General features: G+C 58.9%; 22 protein-coding genes. 13 read left to right on the forward strand and 9 right to left on the reverse strand.

The window, feature by feature from the left end:
- Position 1: 1 nt before the first annotated feature.
- Positions 2 to 694, reverse strand: coding sequence for a peptidoglycan DD-metalloendopeptidase family protein (locus IC235_RS07100; protein ID WP_191004475.1), 693 nt, complete (start codon positions 692 to 694; stop codon positions 2 to 4).
- 226 nt (positions 695 to 920) lie between these two features.
- Here IC235_RS07100 and IC235_RS07105 point away from each other — a divergent pair, with 226 nt between their 5' ends.
- Both IC235_RS07105 and IC235_RS07110 read left to right on the forward strand, forming a co-directional pair.
- Positions 921 to 2,018 carry a ferredoxin--NADP reductase gene (locus IC235_RS07105; protein WP_191004476.1) on the forward strand — a complete coding sequence of 366 codons (1,098 nt, stop codon included), beginning with the start codon at positions 921 to 923 and terminating at the stop codon, positions 2,016 to 2,018.
- A 328-nt stretch (positions 2,019 to 2,346) separates the two neighbouring features.
- Complete coding sequence (locus IC235_RS07110) at positions 2,347 to 4,089, forward strand: M3 family oligoendopeptidase (RefSeq protein WP_223847128.1); 1,743 nt, start codon at positions 2,347 to 2,349, stop codon at positions 4,087 to 4,089.
- A gap of 406 nt (positions 4,090 to 4,495) precedes the next feature.
- On the opposite strand, the gene IC235_RS07115 is transcribed toward IC235_RS07110, so the two are convergent.
- From IC235_RS07115 to IC235_RS07140, 6 genes are all read right to left on the reverse strand, one after another.
- Positions 4,496 to 5,122: a hypothetical protein gene (locus tag IC235_RS07115; protein WP_191004477.1), complete on the reverse strand. Its 627-nt coding sequence runs from the start codon at positions 5,120 to 5,122 to the stop codon at positions 4,496 to 4,498.
- 36 nt (positions 5,123 to 5,158) lie between these two features.
- A complete protein-coding gene (gene paaD, locus IC235_RS07120) occupies positions 5,159 to 5,659 on the reverse strand; it encodes a 1,2-phenylacetyl-CoA epoxidase subunit PaaD (RefSeq protein ID WP_191004478.1) in 501 nt (166 codons plus the stop codon).
- A 203-nt stretch (positions 5,660 to 5,862) separates the two neighbouring features.
- On the reverse strand, positions 5,863 to 6,612 hold the full coding sequence (paaC, locus tag IC235_RS07125; protein WP_191004479.1) for a 1,2-phenylacetyl-CoA epoxidase subunit PaaC: 750 nt from the start codon (positions 6,610 to 6,612) through the stop codon (positions 5,863 to 5,865).
- Positions 6,613 to 6,616: 4 nt separating this feature from the next.
- Positions 6,617 to 7,303, reverse strand: a complete 687-nt coding sequence (locus IC235_RS07130; protein WP_191004480.1) for a phenylacetic acid degradation b — start codon at positions 7,301 to 7,303, stop codon at positions 6,617 to 6,619.
- A gap of 109 nt (positions 7,304 to 7,412) precedes the next feature.
- Positions 7,413 to 8,405: a 1,2-phenylacetyl-CoA epoxidase subunit PaaA gene (gene paaA, locus IC235_RS07135; protein ID WP_191004481.1), complete on the reverse strand. Its 993-nt coding sequence runs from the start codon at positions 8,403 to 8,405 to the stop codon at positions 7,413 to 7,415.
- Positions 8,406 to 8,478: 73 nt separating this feature from the next.
- Positions 8,479 to 9,087 (reverse strand): TetR/AcrR family transcriptional regulator, encoded by a 609-nt coding sequence (locus tag IC235_RS07140; RefSeq protein ID WP_191004482.1) that lies wholly within the window; start codon positions 9,085 to 9,087, stop codon positions 8,479 to 8,481.
- Positions 9,088 to 9,376: 289 nt separating this feature from the next.
- Here IC235_RS07140 and thiL point away from each other — a divergent pair, with 289 nt between their 5' ends.
- The 11 genes from thiL to IC235_RS07195 all read left to right on the forward strand — a co-directional run bounded on the left by thiL (position 9,377) and on the right by IC235_RS07195 (position 19,510).
- Complete coding sequence (gene thiL, locus IC235_RS07145; protein ID WP_191004483.1) at positions 9,377 to 10,405, forward strand: thiamine-phosphate kinase; 1,029 nt, start codon at positions 9,377 to 9,379, stop codon at positions 10,403 to 10,405.
- 502 nt (positions 10,406 to 10,907) lie between these two features.
- On the forward strand, positions 10,908 to 11,714 hold the full coding sequence (locus IC235_RS07150; protein ID WP_191004484.1) for an enoyl-CoA hydratase/isomerase family protein: 807 nt from the start codon (positions 10,908 to 10,910) through the stop codon (positions 11,712 to 11,714).
- A 126-nt stretch (positions 11,715 to 11,840) separates the two neighbouring features.
- The gene (locus IC235_RS07155) at positions 11,841 to 12,335 is read left to right on the forward strand and encodes a sterol desaturase family protein (RefSeq protein WP_191004485.1); all 495 of its coding nucleotides are present in this window, start codon (positions 11,841 to 11,843) and stop codon (positions 12,333 to 12,335) included.
- 93 nt (positions 12,336 to 12,428) lie between these two features.
- Positions 12,429 to 13,328, forward strand: coding sequence for a MerR family transcriptional regulator (locus tag IC235_RS07160; protein ID WP_191004486.1), 900 nt, complete (start codon positions 12,429 to 12,431; stop codon positions 13,326 to 13,328).
- Between the two features lie 222 nt (positions 13,329 to 13,550).
- Positions 13,551 to 14,102 (forward strand): sigma-70 family RNA polymerase sigma factor, encoded by a 552-nt coding sequence (locus tag IC235_RS07165; protein WP_191004487.1) that lies wholly within the window; start codon positions 13,551 to 13,553, stop codon positions 14,100 to 14,102.
- A 217-nt stretch (positions 14,103 to 14,319) separates the two neighbouring features.
- Entirely contained in the window at positions 14,320 to 15,810 is a 1,491-nt protein-coding gene (locus tag IC235_RS07170; RefSeq protein WP_223847129.1) for a phytoene desaturase family protein, read from the forward strand.
- An 84-nt stretch (positions 15,811 to 15,894) separates the two neighbouring features.
- Positions 15,895 to 16,737, forward strand: a complete 843-nt coding sequence (locus IC235_RS07175) for a phytoene/squalene synthase family protein (protein ID WP_191004488.1) — start codon at positions 15,895 to 15,897, stop codon at positions 16,735 to 16,737.
- A gap of 67 nt (positions 16,738 to 16,804) precedes the next feature.
- Positions 16,805 to 17,452, forward strand: a complete 648-nt coding sequence (locus IC235_RS07180) for a hypothetical protein (RefSeq protein ID WP_191004489.1) — start codon at positions 16,805 to 16,807, stop codon at positions 17,450 to 17,452.
- Positions 17,453 to 17,555: 103 nt separating this feature from the next.
- The gene (locus IC235_RS07185) at positions 17,556 to 18,407 is read left to right on the forward strand and encodes a 4-hydroxy-3-methylbut-2-enyl diphosphate reductase (RefSeq protein ID WP_191004490.1); all 852 of its coding nucleotides are present in this window, start codon (positions 17,556 to 17,558) and stop codon (positions 18,405 to 18,407) included.
- A 21-nt stretch (positions 18,408 to 18,428) separates the two neighbouring features.
- The gene (locus IC235_RS07190; protein WP_191004491.1) at positions 18,429 to 18,758 is read left to right on the forward strand and encodes a DHCW motif cupin fold protein; all 330 of its coding nucleotides are present in this window, start codon (positions 18,429 to 18,431) and stop codon (positions 18,756 to 18,758) included.
- A gap of 8 nt (positions 18,759 to 18,766) precedes the next feature.
- Positions 18,767 to 19,510 (forward strand): fatty acid desaturase, encoded by a 744-nt coding sequence (locus tag IC235_RS07195; RefSeq protein ID WP_191004492.1) that lies wholly within the window; start codon positions 18,767 to 18,769, stop codon positions 19,508 to 19,510.
- A gap of 173 nt (positions 19,511 to 19,683) precedes the next feature.
- On the opposite strand, the gene IC235_RS07200 is transcribed toward IC235_RS07195, so the two are convergent.
- Together IC235_RS07200 and IC235_RS07205 are read right to left on the reverse strand one after the other, a co-directional pair.
- Positions 19,684 to 20,055 carry a heavy-metal-associated domain-containing protein gene (locus IC235_RS07200; RefSeq protein ID WP_191004493.1) on the reverse strand — a complete coding sequence of 124 codons (372 nt, stop codon included), beginning with the start codon at positions 20,053 to 20,055 and terminating at the stop codon, positions 19,684 to 19,686.
- Between the two features lie 179 nt (positions 20,056 to 20,234).
- Positions 20,235 to 21,017, reverse strand: a complete 783-nt coding sequence (locus tag IC235_RS07205; protein ID WP_191004494.1) for a fatty acid desaturase family protein — start codon at positions 21,015 to 21,017, stop codon at positions 20,235 to 20,237.
- Positions 21,018 to 21,029 lie beyond the last annotated feature (12 nt).

Consider the following 21,029-nt stretch of genomic DNA (forward strand, 5'->3'; position numbering starts at 1 on the left):
CTTAGCCCAACAGCTGGCACTGCAACACCAGGTTGGGGTCGGGGCAGAGCGCGGTCCATATGGCCCGCTCGCTCGGGCGGGCCACGCCGGGAAAGTCACCCACGCGGCCTTGCAGGTCGGCAATGAGTTGGAAGTGGAGGTGGGGCGGCCAGTCGCCGTTCTCGGGGTAGGGGCCGACGGTCGCGAAGGCCTGGCCTTGCTCCAGCTGCTGGCCCACGCGGAGCACCGTCCACTCTTTGCGGCTGAGGTGGCCGTAGAGGCTATAAAACGGAGTGCCGTCGAACTCGTGCTCCAGGATGACGGTGGGGCCATAGTCGCCGAAGCCGGCGTTGTCGGCCAGGCTGTGGATGCGGGCGGGGAGGGGGGCGAGCACGGGCGTGCCGGCGGCAATCCACACGTCGATGCCCAGGTGCAACGACCGGGCTTCCTCGGCCTGGCCGGGGCCGAAATGCTGGCTGCGCTGGTAGATTACGCGGTTTTCGAGGTAGCCGCCCACGCCGATGGTGGCATTTTTAGCGGCCAGCATAGCGTTCACTACCACCTCGAAAGCGGCCGTGTCGCGCAGGTCGGCGTGCGCCACCAGCGGGTTGCGGTCGGTGAGGTCGAGGCGGGTAACGGCCGGGCCGTTCAGGTCGACCGGCAGCACCGGGCCAAATTCGGCTTGGTGGCGTAGCAGGAGGGAAGCAAGGGGCATGTGGAGAGCAGGAATGGACAGAAAAATACCGGGGCCGGCCCCAACAGTGCGCAGGGAGTCGCTGTTACAGGGTCGTGGTGGACGGGGCGGCAAGTTACCTTTGCGGCCGACATAGCGCCGCGGGCGTCGTGGCCTTCGCTTCTTTTTATTATTCGTCATCATTCGTACTACTCAAAGCCCGTCCGGCTGCGTAAATACGATAGGCTTTCCCACCTTTATTTTCCGCATGAGTTACCACACCCTGACCGTTGTTGCCCTGACCCAGGAAACGGCCGATTCGGTCACCATTCACTTAGAGCGGCCCGACCGGGCACCCATTCCCAGCCGGCCCGGCCAGTTTCTGACGCTTATCGTTCCCTGCGGTCCGGATGGAAAAAAAGAGCGTCGCGCCTACTCGCTCAGCAGCACCCCGCACGAGGCCCCGCGCCTGTCCGTGACGGTGAAGCGCGTGGCGGGGGGGCTGGTGAGTAACTATTTGCTCGATACGGTGAAAGTTGGCCAGCAAATCGAAGTGATGGAGCCCCTGGGTAACTTCACGCTGAGCCCCAGCCCGAAGGCGGCCCGCTCGCTAGTACTCATTGGTGCTGGCTCAGGCATTACCCCGCTCATGTCCATTCTCAAGGCCGTGGTGAACACCGAGCCCAACAGCCACGTGCTGCTGATCTACGGCAACCGCAACGAAGAGTCGGTAATCTTTCAGCAGCAGCTCGCCGACCTTGAAGCCCAAAGCAACGGCCGCGTGCAAGTAGAGCACGTGTACAGCCAGCCCCTGAAGCCGGGCGGCCCCCACCGCCACACCGGCCGCCTGAACCGCACCATGCTGCTGCGCATTCTGGAGCAGCGCCATCAGTTTCCGGCCGAGCAGGCCGAGTACTTTTTGTGCGGCCCCGAGGGCATGATGGCCGAAGCCCGCGCCGCCCTCGACTTGCTCAACGTGCCCGAAGCCCGGGTGCGCCGCGAAAGCTTCGTGGCCAGCGCCGACCCGGCCGTGGCCGGCCAGCCCAACGGCCACGGTGACGTTTCCGCTAGCCCTGCCAACGATACCAAGACCACCCGCACCGTCACCATTCAATACGAAGGCAGCGAGTACCAGATTGAAGTGCCCGCCGGTAAAACCATCCTCGAAACCGCCCTCGACCAGGATATTGACCTGCCGTATTCCTGCCAGGCGGGCCTGTGCACCGCCTGTCGCGGCAAGTGCCTGAGCGGGAAGGTGCACTTGGATGAGCGCGAAGGCCTGTCCGATTCGGAAATGAAGCAGGGTTACGTGCTAACCTGTGTGGGCCACCCCATGACGGATGACGTGGTCATCGAAATCGGCTAGGAGATAAGTTAAAAGGGATTACTTAAGCCCACACAGAATGATTGACCGTCCAGCCGCACGGGGCACCTCGCTTGGTCGGGCGTTTTGAGGTTTGTCGAGAACAATTAGCGCTGTTTTCCGGTCCGCATAACTGGCATCTGTTTCCCTCTCCTGTGGAGACGGGCCAGGGGTGAGGTTCCGCTCGCCGACCAGGTATACCGGCTCGGAAACGGCGCTAGTCTTTGACCATTACCCCTGATTCCTTTTGCCAGGTGCTTTATCGGTGGCGTGAAGCACCGGCTGCGGTCAGGACAGCCGTTCTCAGATTCTCTTCCCCTATTATTGTATCATGATGCTACTTGCTGAACCTACCGCCGAGTCGGCCACCGACACCACCCGGCCGCCCCGCCAGTACCTGCCCGAAGACTTTATCGTAACCAACTGGGCAGCCATTGAGCCCTTCTTTCAGGAGCTGCAAAACCGCTCCTTGTCCAGCCCCGCCGAGCTGGAGCGCTGGCTGCTCAACCGCTCTGAGCTGGAAGCGGTGTTGAGCGAGGACCTGGCCTGGCGTTACATCCGCATGACCTGCGACACGCAGGACCCTTTGCGCGCCGAAGCCTTCCAGTATTTCGTGAACGAAATCGAGCCCCTGGTAGCACCCTACGACCACGCCCTGAACGAGAAGATGCTCGTTTCCCCGCATTTGAGCGGGCTTGACGAGCGCCGCTACGGGGTGTTCCTGCGCTCGGTGCGTCGGGCGTCGGAAATCTACCGGGTCGAGAACATCGCGCTCAAAACCGAAATCAGCACCAAGCAGCAGCAGTACGCGGCGACGGTGGGGGCCATGAACGTGACCCTCGACGGGCAGGAGCTGACGCTGCCCCAGGCCGCCGACCGCCTGAAAAACCCGGACCGGGCCGTCCGGGAAACGGCTTGGCGCTCCATTCAGGACCGCCGCCTAGCCGACGCCAAGCCACTGGGGCAACTCTTCACGGAGCTGGTGAGCCTGCGCCATCAAGTGGCTCTGAACGCCGGATTTATTAATTTCCGCGACTATATGTTTGCCGCGCTGGGTCGCTTCGACTACACCCCGCAGGACTGCTTCGATTTCCATCGGGCCATTCGGGAGACGGTGGTGCCGCTCATCGACGATTTCGACCTGGAGCGCCGGCAAGACCTTCAACTGCCCGCCCTGCGTCCCTGGGACCTCGACGTCGACCCCAGCGGCCGGCCGCCGCTTCGCCCTTTCGGCACTGGCGAAGAGCTGGTGGAAAAGACCATCACCGTCTTTCAAAACCTCGACTCCTACCTCGGCGACTGTTTGCGCACCATGCGGCAGATGGGCCACCTCGACCTGGAAAGCCGCAAAGGCAAGGCGCCCGGTGGCTATAACTACCCGCTCGACGAAACGGGAGTGCCGTTTATTTTCATGAACGCCACCAGCAGCCTCCGCGATGTAGTTACCATGCTGCACGAAGGCGGCCACGCCGTGCACTCCTTCCTCACCCGCGGCCTGCCTCTGGGAGCCGATAAGCACCCACCCTCCGAGGTTGCCGAGCTGGCCTCGATGAGCATGGAGCTGATGAGCATGGACCAGTGGCACGTGTTCTTCCCCAACTCCGAAGAATTGCGTCAGGCCAAGAAAACCCACCTCGAAAGCGTACTCGAAACCTTCCCCTGGGTGGCTACCATCGACAAGTTCCAGCACTGGGTGTACGAAAATCCTCACCACACCGAGGCCGAGCGCCACAGCTACTGGACCACGATTTTTGATGAGTTCAACCAGCGCACCGTCGATTGGCAGGGCCTGGAAGCCTACAAGCCCTTCCTCTGGCAGAAGCAGCTGCACCTCTACGAAGTGCCGTTCTACTACATCGAGTACGCCATGGCCCAGCTCGGCGCTATCGCCATGTGGCGGAACTATCGCCAGAATCCCACCCAGGCCCTCACCGGCTACAAGCGCGCCCTGGCCCTGGGCTACACCGCGCCCATCGGCCAGATTTACGCCGCCGCAGGTATTCGCTTCGATTTCAGCACCGACTACCTGCGCACCTTAGCCGATTTTGTGCGGGAAGAAATGGCGGCCTTGTAGAACCCGGAAGGCGGAAGACAACAGAAAAGCGCGCGGCAAATTTGCCGCGCGCTTTTCTGTTGTACACCTAGCAGTGCGTCCTACCACGCCAGCACTACATTCATCCTACCTACCCGGTTTTCCCGACACATGCTAGCGCGCGTTATGCTCTTATGGCCGTTTACGTATTGCCGAAAAAAGGCCAAAGCGCAGAGAAGCCCGCTACGATACCTTCTCAGTCTCGGAGGCCCTGCACGACGGTTTAGAAGTAACCCCGCCAACCGAAAAGAACGCCTTCATCTTGCTGAAAAGAGCATAACACGCGCTAAGAAATTGAGTGAATTAGCGACGTATTCCACTCGTATCCCTAATGTCAGGCTCCCCCTCTCCTGGGGAGAGGGGCCAGGGGTAAGGTTTCCCAGCCGGCTCAGTTTTGCACCTCGAAAAGCGGCAGCGGCTTCATGTCCGCGTATTTGCCGCCCAGCGTCTGCAGCTCGGATTGGTGGAGCTGGAGGTACGCGTTGTACTGCTTGACGGCGCGGTCGTACTGCACCCGGAAACCCACAACCCCCTCGTCGAGTTGCTGCAAGCCTTCGACGAAGTTGCGGGCATTTTCGGTGGGTGCATTGCCATTGGGCGCCGCCACGGGGTACACTGCGTGCAGAACGGAATCCTGGCTGGCGTCGTACTGGTCAATCAGGGCCGAGGAAGCCATGGTTTGCTGGGTGTAGCGGCGACTCTTGAGGCGGGCATTGGCCCGTTCCAGGCCTTGCAGCTGGGCGGCATTCATGCCCGGCTGGCCTTGCAGCTCGCGCAGGAGCAGCCGGGTAAGGCTGATTTTCTGGTCGTCGCTTTCGATCATGTTGCGCCACTTCAGGTCCACAGAATCGCGCAGCACATCAAGCTGGGCTTTGGCAGCTGCGGCCGAAGCAGGGTTTTTAGCCGCGGCCTGGCTGCCGTCGCGCTTGCAGGAGGCCGCGCCGCCGGTCAGAATCAACAGGGCCACAACCACCGACTTAAAAGGAGAAAGGATACATTTAGTGGAGTCCATCATTAGAAAAATAGGAATAGAACAATCAGCTCAAGAGCCCTACACCGGCTTGAACTGCTCGAATAGTTGGCGGCAATCGTGGCAGTAATGTACGGCGCGACACAACGTTGCCCCAAACGGCGTCCGCAGCTCGGTATTGTTGCCGTGGCAGTTGGGGCACTCCGCGTACTCCAGAAAATCCAGGTCCAGCACCTGGTGGTCGAGCACCGGGGGCGGCGAGAGCTTATGCTGCCGCAAGGCCTCGCGGCCGGCCTCGGTGAGCATGTCCGAACTCCAGGCCTCGCGCAAGCTGATGTCAACTTCCACCACCGGCACCCCGTGCGCCAGCAGAGTGCGCTCCACGTCGCGCTTCATGTAGTCCATGGCCGGGCAGCCCGCGAAGGTAGGCGTGAGGTGAACCCGCACGTTGCCCGTGGCCTCGTCAACTTCCACGCCCCGCACCACCCCCAGATCAACGAGTGAAATAGTCGGAATCTCCGGGTCTTTCACGGCTTGAAGCCACTCTAGGACTTGGTGCTTGGTGCATGGTGCTTGGTGCATGGTGCATGGTGCTTGGTGCATAGTTGTTGGTGCTTGGTTGTTGGTGCCTGGTTAGAACGTCATGCTCATCTGGCGTCCGCTGAGTCGAAGAGGAAGTATCCGGTCGTGAGTATGAAATGAAGTGAGCGAGGTGCCTCAACTGCGCTTGGCAGGACGTTTTACCAAGCACTAGGCACCAAGCACCAACAACCAATAACCGAATACTACCAATCAGCCGTGGGGTCGAGGCGAAATACTTCGGCCATCTCATCCAGCAGCGGCTGCAAAAACTCGGTATGCTGCCCCTGCCGCCCACCCGCTACGGGGGCCAGGCTGAGGACATCCGGCATTTCCAGCGCCGTTTGAGCCACTACCTTGGTGATGCTCTCCAGCCAGCGGCTCCGCAGTTCGTCTTCGCCAACAAACAAGCCGGTGCTAATAATTTCCGCCTCGGCGTCGGTTTTCTCAAAAATGCCCAGTGCGTAGGGCAGCGTAAAGTTGAGCGAGCGCTGCATCCGCTCGATGGCCTCCTCGGTGGCCGTGCCGAGGCGCTTCATCCAGGTATTGGCGTGCAAAACGTGATATTTTAGCTCGCCCCGCAGCTTGCGGGCCACTTGGGCCAGGGGCTCGTAGGTGCTGGTAGCCAGCGCCTCGAACCGCAGCAGCTCGGCGTGGTCGAACAGAAAATGACGCGTCAGGCTGAAGTCGTACTCCCCAATGGGCAGCTCCACCAGCTGGCAGCAATGAAACTGCGGCGCGTTGCGAGTGAAGGCCACCGTGTCGGGCTCGGCTTCGCCCAGCTGGTGCAGCAGCGAGTACAGCTGCAAGCTGTGGCCGAGCTTGTCCTGGGCCATGCTCGAGAAGGCGATGTCTTCTTCCAGAATGGGCCCCAGGCCGTTCCATTCCGAGTTGCGATGCCCCAGAATGAGCTGGTCGTCGGCGAGTCGATAGAGTAAGTCGAGCTTGGGGTCCATGAGCTTACGAATTTTCGGCTTTGAATTTTTCGATGCGGTCCTGCACCTTGTAGGCAATGGCATCGCGATACTTTTTTTCCGGCGTAGTAGCCCAAATATCCCGGTCTTCGGCGTCGGAGCGCAGGAAGTCGGCCGACCGGGCGGCCCAGACATTCACCACCGGGCGCTGCTCCCCAAATGCCGCCTTGGCGACTTGCAGCGCGTGGCCCGGGGAGCTGGCGCGCACCTGGCCCACGTGCTGGTGCGCCTTGCCCCGCTTCTTAAGGTGGAAAATATCGTAGTCGGTTTCACCCGCCTCACCTGCTTCAACAACCGTCCGTTCGGCGGCCGGGGCGCTCGTTCCCGGCGAGCTGGCGTCAGGGGCTGGTTCTTTGTGGCTGGTTACCAGCGGCAGCGTGTCGTAGGCCGACTCCTGGTCGCCCACGTAGGCCGTTACCGTGATGGCCGCCGTGGGCACGACCCATAAGCCGGTGCAGGCAAAGCGCCGGCTGTACTGCTCCTTGGCGAACAGAAAGGCTACGTCGGCTTCGGGCGCGTGCACAGGCCCTACGTACACGTAAGGAGCGCCTTCCTTCTTTTGGTGAAATACCTCGTAGGTGCCAAACTGGTCGAGGGCTTCCTTGGCGACCGCGGCGGCTGGCGCGTCGGAAAGTCCCAGGCGATTCATGCGCGGGTCGTGCGATTGGATCATGATGAAGAAGCAAACAAGTTAGAACAGCCCGGCCGAGCGCAACAGCTCGCTCGCGGTATGCAGCCAAATCGGCAAGATGCTGGGCTCGGCCGGGCCGTTATTACTGCCTTTAAGCCAGCGGCCGGACGTACTGGGTTTTTGGCGTGCGCAGGGCGCGGCGTACCCAGGCCCCGTTTTCCTCGGCGGCGCGGCGCACGGCAATGCGCTCGGCGTTGCAGGGGCCGTCGCCGTTAATCACCCGCTTGAAGTCTTCCCAGTCGGGCTCGGTGAATTCCCACTGGCCGGTTTCCTCGTTTTTGCGCAGGTTGGGGTCGGGCAGGGTCAGGCCAATCTCCCAGATTTTGGGCACGTACATGTCCAGGAACTGATTGCGGCACTCGTCGTTGGAAGCCATCTTTACTTTCCAGCGCATCAGGATCTCGGTGTGAACCGACATCTTATCCGAAGGCCCGAAGAAGGTCATGATGGCCGGCCACCAGCGGTTGAGCGCGGCCTGCATCATCTGGCGCTGGATGGGCGTGCCGGTGGCCATGTGCACTACGGCATCGTGCCCGTACTTGAGGTGGAAGGCTTCTTCGGCACAAATCCGGTCGAGGGCCCGGCAGTAGGGGCCGTAGCTGCCCTTGGCGTTGGCGAGCTGGTTGACGATGGCGCCGGCGTCGATAAGCCAGGAAATGACGTTGGAGTCGGCCCAGGTAGGCGTGGGATAGTTGAAGACGTTGGAGTACTTGCTCTTGCCGTTGATGAGGTCGGTAAGCATTTGCTCGCGGGTTTTGCCGAGCGTTTCGGCCGCCGAGTACAGCAGTTGCGCGTGGCCGACTTCGTCCTGCACCTTGGCCATCTGCGCCATTTTGCGGCGGAAGCCCGGGGCCCGCGTAATCCAGGTACCCTCGGGCAGCGAGCCGATGATTTCGGAGTGCGCGTGCTGCTCAATCATGCGGATGAGCTGCTTACGGTAGAGTGCCGGCATCCAGTCGTTGGGCTCGATTTTTTCGCCCCGCGCGATGCGGGCCTCAAACTCGGCCAGTAAAATCGGGTCTTCGTTTTCCAGGCCGGTGGCGGCCGTGGTCGGCAAGTCGTGGGTGCTAGCGGATCCGTACATGGGGCAAGGGGGCGATAAGTGAGTGGATAAAGTAGTGAAGCTGGGGAGAAGGGCGACTAGCAGAGAGAAACAGTTACTGGCTCATTGCCGCTCGCTCATTAAGAAGACCACCAAGCAGTTGGTCGGCCAGTCGGTGGGCAATTTCATCGGGGGTTAGCTTGCCGTCGGGCCGATACCAGGCCGGCAGCCAGTTGAGACTGGCCAGCAGCGCGAGCGTGGCAAAGGCCGCATCGGGCGCGTGCAGCTCCGCCGTGGCAATGCCCCGCTGGATCAGGCTGCGAAAAGCGGCTTCGTACCGGTCGCGCAAGGCCAGAAACTCGCTACGGGCCGGCTCGCTCAGGTGGCGCCACTCGTGCAGAAACACCGCCGAGGCGGCGCTGTCACGGGTGAGCACCCGCACGTGGGCCTCAATGGCTTGGCGTAACTGCGTGGCGATAGGAGCGGAGGTAGCAGCCGTAGCCGCCTCGAAACCGGCGAAAAACGCCTCGGCCAAGCCAAAGCACACCCGGTGCAGAATCTCTTCTTTCGACTTGATGTGCGAGTACAGGCTGCCGGCCTCCAGGCCCAGCTCAGTCGCTAGTTCGCGCATGCTAGTGGCCGCGAAGCCCCGCGCCCGAAACAGGGCGGTGGCCGTGCGGTCGATCTGAGCCTTGCGCGAGCGAAGTGGAGCAGCAGTAGCCATAGGAGCCAACAAAGATATACTTCCTAACGCTCGTTAGCAAAAAAAGTTTCGAGCCTTCACGGGCCTAAATAGGGGAGGTGGCACTCCTTAATATACTGGGAGAGTTGTTGCCCGATGGCCGCTGGGCAGCTTGCCCGAGGTACTGAAAGCCACGGAGGCGTCGCCTCAGCGAGCTATGCCTTCCGCACTTCTCCGCAAACGTACTTTTGCGCGTACAACTCTGAAGAATGGTACTTGTCAGCCCACGATAACTCGCTGCTGATTACCTCGCCCCGCCAGCTACAACGCCATGCCCGACCTTACGCCCCTCACCGCCATTGGTGAGTTTGCCCTTATCCGCCGTTTGCAACAAGGCATTAGCCCGCGCCAGCCCAGTACCGTGCTGGGCATTGGCGACGACGCGGCCATTATTGCCCCCACGCCGGGCGCCGAGCAGGTAATGACCACCGACTTGCTGGTAGAAGGCATCCATTTCGACCTCTCGTTTTGCCCCCTGCGGCACTTGGGCTACAAAGCCATAGCGGTGAACGTGTCGGATGTGGCCGCGATGAACGCCTTGCCCACCCAGCTGGTGGTAGGGGTGTCGGCCAGTCCGCGCTTTACTGTTGAGGCCATAGAAGAACTGTACGCTGGAATGCGCCTCGCCTGCGAGGCTTACAACGTGGACCTGGTAGGCGGCGACACCACGGCCAGCCGCGGGGGCCTCACCCTGGCCGTGACGGTGTTGGGCGAGGCCCCCGCCGGCGAAGTAGTGCGCCGCAGCGGCGGTAAGCCCACCGACCTACTCTGCGTCAGCGGCGACCTGGGGGCGGCGTTTCTGGGCCTGCAGGTACTGGAGCGGGAAAAGCAGGCTTTCCTCGCCGACCCCGAAACCCAGCCCGAACTGGCCAGCTATGAGTACGTGGTGCAGCGCCAGCTTCGCCCCGAGGCCCGGCTCGATATCATCCACGAGCTGCGCGAGCGGGGCATCCGGCCCAGCAGCATGATTGATATTTCCGACGGACTGGCGTCCGAGGTGCTGCACCTGTGCCAGGCCAGCGGCACCGGGGCCCGGGTTTTTACCGAGTTCCTGCCCTTGGCCAACCCCACGCTGGAAGCCGCGGCCGAGTTCAACCTCGACCCGCTCACCTGCGCTCTGAACGGCGGCGAGGACTACGAGCTGCTGTTTACCGTGCCCGTGGCGGACCACGACAAGCTGAAGAATCATCCCGACATCACCATCATCGGTCACCTTACGCCCGCCGAAGACGGTGCCAACCTGATTACCAAAGCCAAGCAGGCCGTGCCGCTTCAAGCGCAGGGTTGGACGAGTTTTTAACCGGGCTCATCCAGGAAAAGTCAACCCCGGAGAAGGTCGACCATTGAGGTGTTTAAGCACGCCCAATCCGGGCTTTGCCGGTTAGCAATTGCGTTGGTCAGATCCGCTGCGCCTACGATGGGGCCCATCCGGCTAACGAAGCCAGTTCCTCTGGACGAACGGGCAGGGCTCTGAATCGGCCAAGCTGGCCGGCCACGGTTCCGCTTTGCCGGCAGCAGTTGACTGCGTGACCCGGGGGCGGCGCTTTCCGGTGCCGGCCGGGCTGCGCCACAGTAACCTTTGGTTGATTGGCCAGGCAACCATTGGCATGACTTTTTCCGAGTTCTCTTTGGCAGCCCAGACCAGCCAACGGGCAGCCACTTTCAGCGGTGCAGGTGGTTGCTTGGCCGAGTACTATAACCTCTGCGCCCATTTTTTGCGTTACTTGTCGCAACCGATGCCACCTTCTCATTCGGTTTGGCATCCTAGCTATACTCATCCGCTCTTGTCCATCCCGCTCCTTATGGAAGACTTGCTCACTCCCGAACTCGAAGCCCTCCGCTACATTCGCTACGAAGCTGAGGACCGCATTGGCTACATCACCCTGAACCGCCCGGACAAGCGCAACGCCCTCAATGCCGACGTGGTCACGGAGCTCAAACAAGCCTTCGACTTTGCCGAAAACGACGAGTCTGTTAAGGTCATTGTGCTGCGGGCCGCCGGCGACGTGTTCTGTGCCGGGGCCGATCTGGCCTACATCCAGGATCTGCAAGGATTCGGCTATACCGACAATCTGGAAGACAGCACGCACCTAATGCAGCTCTTCCACCAGATTTATACCCTCAAGAAAGTCGTCATTGGCCAGGTGCAGGGCCACGCCCTGGCGGGCGGCTGCGGGCTGGCCGCCATCTGCGACCTCACTTTTGCCGTGCCCTCGGCCAAGTTTGGCTACACCGAAGTGAAAATCGGCTTCCTGCCGGCCATCGTCAGCGTGTTCTTGCTGCGCAAGATTGGCGAGGCCCGCACCAAGCAGCTGCTGCTCAGTGGTGACCCGATTTCGGCGCAGGCCGCCCTCGAGATGGGCCTGATCACCTTCCTGGCGGACCCGGAAGACTTGGCCGAGCGGGTACGGACCTATGCCGGGCGGCTTTGCCGCGAAAACTCGGCCCAGAGCATGGAAGTAACCAAGGAAATGCTGGCCCGGCTGCCCGAAATGGGCCTGGAAGAAGGGCTGCGCTACGCGGCCCAGCGCAACGCCGAAGCCCGCGGCTCCGAAGATTGCCGCAAAGGCATCGCCGCCTTCCTCAACAAGGAGAAGATTGTCTGGTAAGCCGAAAACCACGTTCTTCGTGGCTCTATTGTCCGAAACGCCGTTCCGCTCCCGAAATTTATGCGAGTGGGGCGGCGTTGCTGCTTCTTTTTTTAAACAACGCTTTCGCGCCTTGGTTACTTCCGCATGACTGCACTGGTCGCTTTCGGCACTGCCCTCGCTACGTTTGGCTTTATGGAGTTTTGGGCTTGGTTCATGCACAAGTACGTGCAGCATGGGCCGCTGTGGTTCCTGCACCGCTCGCACCACGTGCGCCACCCGCACTCCGTAGAGCGCAACGACCTGTTTTTTCTGATTTATGGCGGGATATCGGCCGCTTTGTTCATCACCGGCGACAACGGTGGCCGGTGGTGGTTTTGGGTGGGCGTGGGCATTGCCAGCTACGGGGCCGTTTACTTCTTTGTGCACGACGTGCTCATTCACGGCCGCCTGCGGTTCTGGAAAAAGTCGAAAAACACCTACTTGCGGGCCCTGAACATGGCCCATAAAACCCACCATAAGACCGCTGGACGCGACGGCTCGGCCGAGTTCGGCCTGCTGTGGGTATCGCCAAAGTACCTGGAGCTGGCCCGGAAGCAGTCGAAAAAACCGGCCGGAAAAATCAGAAATTTGGAGCAATAACTCCTTGCTCTTTCAAATAGGGGGCTTTTACCTTCTGACAATAAGAGTAGACGGCCTTTTTAATGCTTGGCTTATCGTTCTCAGTTAATTAAAATGGGCCATTACTCCATCAGCAATTTAGAGCACCTTTCGGGCATCAAGGCGCATACCATCCGGATTTGGGAGCAGCGTTACGGGCTGCTAAACCCGGTGCGCACGGCCACGAATATCCGCACGTACTCCGACGACGACCTGCGCCGCCTGCTCAACGTGAGCACCCTCTGTGGCCGGGGGAAGCGGATTTCGCAGATTGCCCGCCTTACCGACGCCGAAATCAGCGAGGCTGTACTGGCTTGCAGCAACGACGTCCACGATTATCACCTGCAGGTGAACGCGCTGCTGGCGGCTATGATCAGCTTCGACGAGCCTACCCTTAACCACTTGCTCGACGAGGCCGCTCATGGCTTGGGCTTCGAGCGAATGATGCTGTCGGTGGCTTACCCCTTGCTGCAACGCATCGGCCTGATGTGGATGGCCGGCACTGTCGACGTTGCGCAGGAGCACATGCTAGCGCACTTACTGCGGCAGAAGATTCTGGCCGCGACCGATGCCCTGCCCAGCGTGCCGGCCACGGCCCGGCGCTGGGTGCTGTTCTTACCCGCCAATGAGCTGCACGAGCTGGCCCTGCTGTTTATGAACTACGCCCTGCGGGCGCGAGGCCACCACACCCTCTACTTGGGCCAGAACCTGCCTAACTCCGCCCTGGCCGAAATAAGGGCTTCCTATGAGCCCGCCGGGGTAGTAACGGTGCTCACCACCCAGCCCGAGCGCGAGGGCGTAGCCGAGTATGCGCGGGAGGTTCAGGCTCTGTTTCCGGAGGCCTTGCTAGTTCTCTATGGCTCCCGGGCCCGGCAGGAAGGCTTGGTACTGCCTGAGAACTGCGTTTCGCCGCCGTTGATGACCGATTTTTTGGCGCTCGTGGAGATGCCGGAACCGCAGCCGGTAGCAGCGTAAGGGGGGTAAGTTACTAACTCCTTGGTTCATAGCGGGCCCGGAGGCTAACCGAAGAGTAATAAAAAGGGGCTTAAGCTTCGCAGTATTCCCTCGTGGGGCGTACCTTGTTAGGCCTGCGTGAAAAAGTAGGCTAGCCGAGCATAATATTTTCGGTCGGGGCCATCCGATTTAGCGGCGGCCTCGTATATTTGTTCAACTATCGGTCACTAAAAGCTAAACAGAATGACTTCGCTAGAATTTACCTCGCAGGTGCAGAAGATTTCGCTTACCCTCCGGCCCGCCGCCATGAATTTGACGCGAGATGCTGATGACGCCAAGGACCTAGTGCAGGAAACCCTGCTTAAAGCCCTGCTCAACAAGGACAAGTTTAAAGCCGGTACCAACCTGAAGGCGTGGTTGTACACCATCATGCGCAACACCTTCATCAACAACTATAATAAGATTACCAAGCGCAGCTCCAACATCGATTCGACCGAGTACTTCCAGTATTTCAACACCGACCAGAACTACATTACCTACAACGGCGCTACTTCGGACTTCGTGGTACGCGACATCAACGAGGCCATTGCGGGCCTGGGCACCGACTACCGTACGCCCTTCATGATGTACTACATTGGCTACAAGTACATGGAGATTGCCGAAAAGCTGCAAATCCCGATTGGTACTGTCAAGAACCGCATTCACATTGCCCGCAAAGAGCTGAAGTCGGCCCTTCAGGTGTACGCGCCGGTAGGCGCTTCGGCCGCCGACACCAGCGATGCACTAGAAGACTAGCCGCGGCCAACACCATGCTGAAGCCCGCCGCTTCCCACCGGGAGGCCGCGGGCTTTTGTGTTTAGCAGCTTCTGGTTCGCGGTCCGGCAAGCTGCCCTAAAATTTGCTCGACAAGGCTCATCAAGTCATTCGGTTAAGCTGCTGGCCGCGGGCCGACCAAAACAAAGTGTTGGGCCGGGTTGTAGCTTGCGACTATCTACATTAGCTCGATTACTTGTTGAATTCTTCTTCCGCTTCTCCTACTGTGGTCGTGATTGGGGCCGGCTTTGCGGGACTGGCCGCGGCCACTACGCTGGCCCAGGCCGGTTGGCGCGTCACGCTGCTCGAAAAAAATGAAAGCCCCGGCGGCCGCGCCCGGGTATTCCGGGCCCAGGGTTTCACCTTCGACATGGGCCCCAGCTGGTACTGGATGCCCGATGTGTTTGAGCGGTACTTCGCCCGCTTCGGCAAAAAGGTGTCGGACTACTACGAGCTCCAGCGGCTTGACCCCTCGTACCAGGTGATTTTCAAAGGGCCGGAAGCCGTGGATATCCCCGCGAAGATGAGCGAGCTGCGTGACCTGTTCGAGCGCTACGAGCCGGGCAGCGCCGGCCGCCTCGATGAGTTTCTGAAGCAGGCGGCCTACAAGTACGAGGTGGGCATCAACCGCTTGGTGTACGCGCCCAGCCGCTCCGTGTTTGAGTTCGCCGATCCCAAGCTGCTCGTCGACATGGTGCGCATGGATGTGCTGCAAAGCATGCACAAGCACGTGCGCCGCTTCTTTAAGGACCCGCGCCTGCTGGAGCTGGTGGAGTTTCCCATCCTGTTTCTCGGGGCTACTTCCGAAAATACCCCCGCGCTGTATTCGCTGATGAACTACGCCGACCTGGCGCTGGGCACGTGGTACCCGAAGGGGGGCATGCACAAGATTGTGGAAGGCATGGTACACCTGGCCCAAGAGCTGGGCGTGGCAATCGTCTGCAATGAGGAAGTGCGGGAGATCGTAGTGGAAAACGGCCGCAGCACCGGCGTCCGCACGGCCCATGGCTTTTTCGCGGCCGATGCCGTGGTGGCGGGCGCCGACTACTACCACATCGAGCAAGAAGTGCTCAAACCTGAACACCGCCATTACGACGAGAAGTATTGGGACTCGCGCACCATGGCTCCGTCGTCGCTGCTGTTTTACCTCGGGGTGAATAAGAAGCTCGACAAGCTACGGCACCACAACCTGTTTTTCGACGAGGACTTCAGCCAGCACGCCCGGGAGATTTATGAGCAGCCGCAGTGGCCCAGCCGGCCGTTGTTCTACGCCTCGGTGCCCAGCAAGACCGACCCCACCGTTGCTCCACCCGGCCAGGAAAACCTGTTCCTGCTGATTCCCGTGGCGCCCAACCTCACCGATGACGAGGCTACTCGTGAGCGGTACTACGACCGGTTGATGAACCGCCTCGAACAGCATTGTGGCCACAGCATTCGCGACGCGGTGGTGTACAAACGAAGCTATGCCCACCGCGACTTCGCCGCCGACTACCACAGCTACAAAGGCAACGCCTACGGTTTAGCTAACACCCTCAAACAAACCGCCCTGCTGAAGCCCAGCCTGAAGAGCAAAAAAATCAGTAATTTGTATTTCACTGGTCAGCTAACCGTGCCCGGCCCGGGGGTGCCGCCGTCGTTGATTTCTGGCCAGGTAGTGGCCGGAGAGGTGTTGAAGGAAATTAAAAATTGATAATTAAAAATTAAAAATGGACTGAGCGCTGTCGCCTCCCGCCGCACTCAGTCCATTTTTAATTTTTAATTTTTAATTCATCATATGGACCACGTTAAACTCTTTACCGATACCAGCCTGGCCTGTAGCAAGCTCATCACCGGGCGCTACAGTACCTCGTTTACCCTCGGCATTCGGACGCTGGACTCCGCCTTGCACCTGCCCGTGTACGCGGTGTATGGGTTTGTGCGCTGGGCCGATGAAATCGTGGACACGTTTCATGCCTTTGACAAGGCCACGCTGCTGGCCGACTTCCGCCGCCAAACCTACGAGGCCCTGGACACGGGCTTGAGCTTTAACCCGGTTTTACACTCGTTTCAGCACGTGGTGCGGCAATACGGCATCGACCGCGAGTTTATTGAAGCGTTTTTGCACAGCATGGCGCTCGATTTAGAAGACCAGAGCTACCATCCGGGTCTCTACAGTGAATACATCTACGGCTCGGCCGAAGTGGTGGGGCTGATGTGCTTGCGCATTTTTTGCGATGGCGATACGGCTTTGTTTGAGCGTTTGCGCGAGCCGGCGCGGCGCCTGGGCTCGGCGTTTCAGAAAGTGAATTTCCTGCGCGACATCCGTTCCGACTACGAAGAGCGGGGGCGGGTGTACTTTCCCGGCGTCGTTTATCAGCGCTTTAATGACGCGACCAAGAGCGAGATTGAGGCCGACATCAAGGCCGACTTCGAAGCGGCTTACGTGGGCATCGTGCAGCTGCCGCGCTCGGCCCGGCTGGGAGTTTACCTGGCCTACGTCTACTACCTGAAACTATTTTATAAGATAAGGAAGCTGCCGGCCGCCCGCATTTTGGGCGAGCGGGTGCGGGTGCCCGATAATACCAAGCTGCTGCTGCTGCTGGGCTCGTACTTTCGGTACCGCTTATCGCGCATTTAAGGCAGATTTTGAGCACGGCATTTGCCGGGGGACCATAAGTTACCTACCGCTCCTTAATTTTGCCCATATGAGAATTCTTAGTCTGCTGTTTTGGTCGGCGGCTGTAAGCAGTTGGCCGGCCTCGGCGGCCACCGGTTTTTGCTCCGATAAGAACTTGGTCGCCAATGTGGAACATGCTCCAAGTGCGGCGGTTGTCACTGTTCCTAAAGCCTGGCTTTCCTCCTTCACTCCCATTAAAAAGAACGTGTCGTCACCCTACCATCCTACCGCCCTGCGCCGCCACTACGAACAGGCTGCCACCGATAAAGCTGCCGGCGAGAAATTCTATAACCTGCTGGCCGACTATAAGGAACGCGACGCGCTGGTGTTGGGCTACAAAGCAGCGTCCGAAGCCATTCGGGCCCGCGACGCCTCCATGTTCAACAAGCTGACTTACGTGCAGAATGCGGCTCATACCTTCGAGGAGGCCGTCGGGCTCGACCCCCAAAACCCCGAAATTCGCTTTCTGCGCTTTTCCGTGGAAAGCAATCTGCCCTCGTTCCTGGGCCTGAGCAAGCACGTGGAGGAAGACAAGGAATTGCTGGTCAATGCGGTGCTTAATCATCCTAAGTCGGGGCTGGACGCCGAGGCGTTCCGGACGGTGCGTACCTTTTTGATTGGGCGCGGGCACGTGAGCGACGAGCAGGCCCAGCACCTCAACCGGGTGGCTGAGTAAACCGAAACCAGGTTTTAGTGGTTCTGATGAGGCGTGCGGCCCCGCGCCGAAGCGTTTCTGAGCAGCAAAACCTTAACAGTGTATTCGCGGTTTGTCCTGACGTATGCCAGCTTTGCACCTCAGCGTCCGAATTGACCCCAATTCCGGCTTTTGTTTCGGCGTCATCTACGCCATTCAAATGGCCGAGGACCTCCTTGATGAACAGGGTTACCTGTACTGTTTGGGCGACATCGTGCACAACGACGAAGAAGTGCAACGGCTGGAAGCGCGCGGCCTACGCATCATCTGCCACGAGCAGCTGGCCGCGCTGCGCAACGAAGCCGTGCTCATCCGGGCCCACGGCGAGCCCCCGGCTACCTACCAGCTGGCCATGGAAAATAACCTGACCCTGATTGATGCCAGCTGCCCGGTGGTGCTCAAGCTGCAAAACCGCATCAAGACGAGCTACGACAAGCAGGAGAAGATTTTTATCTATGGCAAGCACGGCCACGCCGAGGTGCTGGGCCTGCTGGGCCAGACCAGCGGCAATGCCGTGGTGTTTGAGAACCTCGACGAGCTCCTGAGTCATGAGCTGCCCGATAACATCACCCTCTACAGCCAGACGACGAAGAGCACCAACAGCTTTTACCGCATCAAGGACGAGCTGGAGGGGCGCGGCTACCAGGTGAATGCCAACGACACGATTTGCCGGCAGGTTAGCAACCGCGACAAGGACCTGCGCCGTTTTGCCGCGCAGTTCGACCAGATTGTTTTTGTCTCGGGCACCAAAAGCTCCAACGGCAAGGTCCTGTACCAGGTGTGTTTGGAAACCAACCCGCGAACGCATTTTATCTCCAACGTGGGCGAACTTAAGCCCGAGTGGTTCGGGCCGGGCCAGTCGGTGGGCATTTGCGGCGCCACTAGCACGCCCATGTGGCTGATGGAGCAGGTGCGTGACCAGCTGCTAAACTTGTAACCGCGCCCCAGGCGCCTCGCCATGAACATAACGGACTTGCCCTTCGGCGTAACCAACTGGGCGGAAATAAAGGGGGAAGAGCACGCGGGCACCACGGGCGTTGCCACCTGGCGAACCCAGCAGTTTGGCTCCGTGAGGGTGCGCATGGTCGACTACAGCCCGAATTATCTGGCCGACCACTGGTGCCAGAAAGGCCATTTTCTACTGGTCGTAGCCGGAGAGCTAATCACTGAGCTAGCCGATGGCCGCCAGTTTGTACTCCGGTCTGGGATGAGCTACCAGGTGGCGGATGGGGCCGAGCCCCACCGCAGCAGCACCGCCGTTGGGGCTACTCTTTTCATCGTGGATTGATGCCGCCTATGCCCACCACCATCCATCCTACAATTGGGGCGGCATCTGCCCGCCGCCTTGCTCCCGCTCCGTTAGGATACAAGGGAGTAGCCGTAGCGCTGCTGGTGCTGGCGTGTTGGGCAGCCTTGCTCATCTTCCTGCTGGCTTTTTATCAGCCCGACTGGCACCGCCCCGCGCCTTACCTGCTGGGGCTGCTTCAGATGCACCTCTACACGGGCCTGTTCATCACGGCGCACGATGCCATGCACGGCTTGGTGAGTGCCAACAAACGGGTCAACAACGCCCTGGGCACGCTGGCGGCCGTGCTGTTTGCCTACAACTGGTTTCCGGGCCAACTGCCCAAGCACCACGCCCACCACCGCCACGTGGGTACCAACAACGACCCCGACTACCACGACGGCCAGCACTCCGGTTTTCTGCCCTGGTTTTTCCGCTTCACCTGGAACTACGTAACCTGGTGGCAGGTAGCCCTGATGGCAGCTACCTACAACGTGCTGAAAATCTGGTTCCCGCAAGCCAATGTCATTGCTTTCTGGATGGTGCCGGCCGTGCTGGCAACGTTGCAGCTTTTCTTCTTCGGCACCTACCTGCCCCACCGCGGCGAGCACGCCCCCGACAACCCGCACAAGTCGCGCAGCCAGTTCCGGCACCACCTGTGGGCTTTCGTGAGCTGCTACTTCTTCGGCTACCACTACGAACACCACGACCAGCCGTACCTGCCCTGGTGGCGCCTATGGCAAGCAAAACCCTGACTCGCTGACCACGGACCACGGATTCGCGCGGATTTTTCGGATTACACGGATTGTGTATACAAAGCAAAAAGGCTCCCTATTGAGGAGCCTTTTTAGTACAGTTTCATTTAATCAGCTAAGGATGACGTCTACAAAATCCGTGTAATCCGAAAAATCCGCGCGAATCCGTGGTCCTAGTGTACGGCGTTGGTTTTTTTGCAGCAGTCTGGCAGGCGGTTATAGGCGCGGGCGTCGGCGGTCAGCTCATCGGCGTCGTAGCCGGTTTTTTGCACCGCGGTGCGTAGGGCTGCCGGTGTGGTTTTATCGGCGCGGTACGTTACGGTGAGGACCTTGGTGGGCACGTCGAGGGAAGCACTTTGCACGCCCTTCTCGTACGCCAGGCTTTTTTCGAGGCGGGCCTTGCACATGTCGCAGACGGCCGAAGTTTTGAATTGAGCTGTGACGATAGTGGCTGGAGCCTTCTGAGTGACTGGGGTAGTTTGCGCGTGGGCGCTGGGCAAGAAGCCTAATAAAGCACCTAGCGGCAGCAGGAGAAGAAATTTCATGGTAATAAAGTTGGGAATGTGGGTTGGTGATTATAATAACAATAACAAACAGTAGCTTGTGATCAAATACTGGCAATTACAGATATAAAAATATACCAAAAATTGGCGAGTGGCATTATTTACAAGATAAGCTAGGTTTAACCAGTGTAAAACGGCTGTTGTTTCTCTTTTTGTTATTGTCAGAACGTGTTTTTCTTTTCGATTTCCGGCAGGGCTTTGTCAATGCGTTTTACAAGCTCTGGTAGTTTAATCGTCGGAACAGCAGGGAATAAATGGTGTTCCAAATGGTAGAACATGCTAAAAGTGATTTTATTCTTCCAGCCACTGCGTTGAGTTCTTGCTAATTCAGGGCTATCGTGCGTGTCGTGATGTACTGTCCAGACGGCAAAAAATGCCATTAAAAACTCTCCGATAACCATTACAATGATGTGGTAGATTAAAAAATCAATTTTGAAGTAAAATACAGCTGCTGCAAAAACAGCAATTGAGATTATTTCTAAAATGACGTTTCGTCTGTAGCTGTTGCTTCCAATTTGGAGTGTTACCTTGTGGATTAAAAACATATGTATTGGCCCATATAAGATGGCGCCATACCAGGTCATCCCGGCTGATTTACCTTCATAATCTTCATCTGTCAAACAATATTTGTGATGTCTTATGTGGTTAAATTTAACCGCATGAATAGAGGTCATCATTAAGATACTGTTTATATAGAGAGATAGCCAAGTCAAAAACTTATTTGTTCCGAGTGAATTATGAAATCCGTTATGAACTTGTCTAAGTCCTGTCAAAAAGAAAAATGCTGAAAAAGGTAGGGCAAGGATGTAATATCCAAAATAGGCCAGCGTCAATGAGATTAGAAACCAAGGGATTGTTAGATTATTCTCGATCAACATTTCTTTAAAAGACAAGTTTTTCAAGTCCTTCCACTCAACCTTTCGAATTATTTCTTGGTGTGTCATAGGTCTCATTTG

Source organism: Hymenobacter montanus, assembly GCF_014699115.1.
Taxonomy (GTDB): Bacteria; Bacteroidota; Bacteroidia; order Cytophagales; family Hymenobacteraceae; genus Hymenobacter; species Hymenobacter montanus.